Genomic DNA, 3656 nt, shown 5'->3' with positions numbered 1-3656 from the left:
TTATTAAAAAAATCTCTTCTTTTAGTTCCTTCAACAGAAATAAAACCACCTATTTTCTTTTTTTTAAATATGTCTTTCTTAAAAATATATTTTGCCATCCAAATACATTGAAAACGGTCTATCATCATCTTCATCTGAGCACTCAAAGAACCAAAGAATATAGGAGAAGCTAGGATTATAGCGTCTGTTTTCTTGACCTTTTTATAAACAAGCTGCATATCATCTTCTATTATGCAAATTCCATCATCCCTTGTATTTTTGCATTCCTGACAAGGAGAAAATTTAAGAGTGTTTAGAATAATCTTTTCTATATCTGCACCTTTTCCCCTTACCCCATCAAGAGCTTTATCAAGTAGAATATCTGTATTTCCACCAATACGAGGGCTACCATTTATTCCTAATATAAACATGTCTTAACTTTTTTTAACTATACTCATTTTATAAAGATTTTTTTCTATTTTAGAGATTTGCCATCATATATATATTATTAATGCCTAACTTGATCTTGGTAAATATAAATAATAAACGAAAAGGTACTTCAAAATTCAAATCCACCCTCTCTTTTTTAAAGTCTTTATTCTTTTAGAAAGGGTGGGTTTAAAACCTTTAGATTTTATCTAATTATTTTGATTAAATTCTTTCCTTTAAAAATTCTTTTATTTTCAATTGTCTATCAGGTTTTTCAAGTTTAAACTTTGAAAATTTATCTTCAAATGTAGGTGACTCTTTCTTATAAAATACACCTAAAGCAATGGGAGCATCGAAATTGTAATCCCATTCTCTGATTTTTTCTAACGCATTATTGTAATTCTGATGATCGTGATCCTTTAATTCGTAAACTCTTTCATTGTAATATTTATACATATTGAAGAAAGTAACACATACCTGTAATACATCTACAAGTGAAAAACCCTTATGAATGATTGCCTCTTTGAAAATATTTTTAAGAAACTTAATACCTCGAGAATAACCACGAGCAATAAATGTAGCTCCACTTGCTAACATTAATTCTAAAGGATTTATAGGAAATTCTAATGTTCCTTCAGGAGTGGAACGTCCCTTAAAACCCATTGGAGAGGTGGGGGTATATTGACCAGTAGTAAGTCCATAAACACGATTATTGTGAATTATCATAGTGATATCAACATTTCTTTTAGCAGCAAATATTAAATGCTCCAATCCTTCTCCATATGCATCTCCATCTCCAGCAAAACCAATAACTTTTAATTTAGGATTAGCAATTTTTATTCCTTCAGCAACGGGGGTTACCCTGCCGTGTATAGAATAAAAGCTGTTAACATTTATATAATCAACAATCTTAGCATGACATCCGATACCAGAAACCAAAACAACATTTTCCAAAGGAAAACCCTCACTGTCTAAATCTATAAAGACTGCCTTTATGGCATTTAAAATTGCGAAGTTACCACATCCTGGACACCATGTATTTTTGATATTTGTAGATAGTTTTTTTTGATTAATCATTTTTACTCACCTAAACTTCTAACTCTTTTAACCTTGATTCTAACTCTTCTAAAGAAAATGGTCTTCCATCGTGCTTTAATATTTCCCTATCTATTTTAAAACCATATCCACTAATGATTTTAGATAATTGTCCAGTAACATTGTTTTCAACAGATATTATTTTTTTAGCACCTTTTAATGCTTCCTGGAATGAGCTTAGTTGAAATGGAGAAATTATAACTGGCTGAACTACCTTTAAACCAAATTTTTCTCCTAATTCACTGCATACTCCTTTATTGGATCCCCAACACAATAGAATTGTTGAAGAATTTTTGTCCCCAAATACCTTGATAGGTTCATAATTCTGAATTTCTTGATTAAGATATTTTTCTTTGCGCATACGTTTTTCACTCATCAGCTTTATTTTTTGAGGTTCTTCAGTTGTTAATCCATACTCATCATGTTCATAGCTATTTACCTTTATAATTGCTTTCTTATCTGGCACATAAGCTAAAGGAGATAAACCATTTTCTGTATTTAGGTATCTTTTGTAGGATCCCTTCTTATCCCATAAAAGAGGTTTTAAATTTTTAATTTCTTCTATAGAATTAATATCAAAACTATATGTTCCTTCACTTAAAGTTTTATCTGTCAGGATAATAGAGGGTATTTGATATTTCCATGAGATATTTAAGGCAAAACTCGACCAAAAGTAAGCTTGTTCAGTATCTCCAGGTGCTACTACTAAGCGAATAAATTCTCCATGACCTGCATTTAAAGCGAAGCTTAAATCTCCTTGGGCAGTATAAGTTGGAACTCCTGTACTTGGACCAGGTCTCTGAGCTATTACAATAACAACTGGCAATTCAGCCATCCCTGATAGACTTAAACCCTCTGTCATTAAACAGAAACCACCTCCTGAAGTACCAATTGCAACTCTTTCACCTGCATATGAAAAACCTAAAGCCATTAAGATTACTGCAATTTCATTCTCAGGATGAATAACTTTCAGATTAAAATCATTAGATAATTGTGCAAGAAAATGTAAGAGAGTTGATGATGGAGTCATCGGATAAGCAATATAAGTTTTAAGTCCTGCATTAATTAGTCCTAAGCCAATAGATTCATTCCCAGATAATATTGGAAGAACTTTGCGTTGAATAGGTTCAATTTTAATTAATTCTTTTGATTCATTATATCCCCTACGAGCAAGTTTTAAGTTTAAATCTACTTCTTTTAAGATGTTTTTTTTAAATACTTTCTCTGTAATTTCCCATTTAACACCAATACTTTTTGAGAAAGTACCTAATAAAGATGAATTGCGCATAATAGGAGATGCTTTTTCTTGTTTTATTATCTTCTTTAATGGTATCCCATAGTTTTCAATACTTTCGGGTAAACTTTCCAAGTCAATTGAATCAGAGTCATAGATAATTAATGAATTGTCTCCCAATCTATTCTTATGAAGATCAATAGTCTCTGAGTTTAAAGCTAAAAGAAAATCTATTTTTTCTGTATGTGTACCAATTTTATCCTGGGATGCTCTTACAATAGAGAAGTTATGACCACCTCTTATTAAAGATGGATAGTCAAAATACATATAGATATAGTAGCCAATCTGACTTAATAAACGAGCAATAAGTAGTCCAGATTGATTTATACCATCTCCAGCTTTTCCACCAATAAGGATAGAGAGTTCATTCATCTTTTCTCCATTGTGATACTTTTTAACATGATTTCATTAATTCCTAATCCAAACTTAATTCTTAAAAAATTATTACTTTTAGTTTTTACTCAAATTCTAAATCTTTAGAGTTCCGCCATAGACCGTGAATATTACAGTAACTAAATGCATAAATTTTCCCAGGTTTTTCTGTTTTAAAACCTACTGTAATTTTAGGATAAGTATATATTGTACTTGTATTAGGGCCATTAACTGATTCACCATGAGCTATAAATTCAAATCTACCAATTTGATATGGAAATTTCTCCTCTTCTGGATGAAAATAAACATCAATCCAACTTATGTGATGCTCCGTAGTATTAGGATGAGAAATTTCTTTTCCTACTGAAATAGTTATATTAAAAACTTCACCTTTTCTAAATCTATCAGGTAATTCAATTACTGGAACATGCTTTTCAGTTTTCCAATCAGCGCTTTTAAACAAATCTTTAAATTCTCCCATTTAAAC

General features: G+C 30.7%; 4 protein-coding genes. All 4 read right to left on the bottom strand.

From position 1 onward, the window contains the following. Positions 1-410, bottom strand: a 410-nt coding sequence (locus KKC53_06780) for a flavodoxin family protein (GenBank protein MBU2598851.1), incomplete at its 3' end; no start/stop codon positions are given. Between the two features lie 220 nt (positions 411-630). Further along, entirely contained in the window at positions 631-1485 is an 855-nt protein-coding gene (locus tag KKC53_06775) for a 2-oxoacid:ferredoxin oxidoreductase subunit beta (GenBank protein ID MBU2598850.1), read from the bottom strand. A 10-nt stretch (positions 1486-1495) separates the two neighbouring features. After that, entirely contained in the window at positions 1496-3169 is a 1674-nt protein-coding gene (locus KKC53_06770; GenBank protein ID MBU2598849.1) for a 2-oxoacid:acceptor oxidoreductase subunit alpha, read from the bottom strand. An 85-nt stretch (positions 3170-3254) separates the two neighbouring features. Beyond that, positions 3255-3650, bottom strand: coding sequence for a class II SORL domain-containing protein (locus tag KKC53_06765; protein MBU2598848.1), 396 nt, complete (start codon positions 3648-3650; stop codon positions 3255-3257). Positions 3651-3656 lie beyond the last annotated feature (6 nt).

Source organism: Actinomycetota bacterium (assembly GCA_018830725.1).
Taxonomy (GTDB): domain Bacteria; phylum Actinomycetota; class Humimicrobiia; order JAHJRV01; family JAHJRV01; genus JAHJRV01.
Note: the sequence above shows the minus strand (reverse complement) of the source record. Positions and strands in the feature narration are given on the sequence as shown.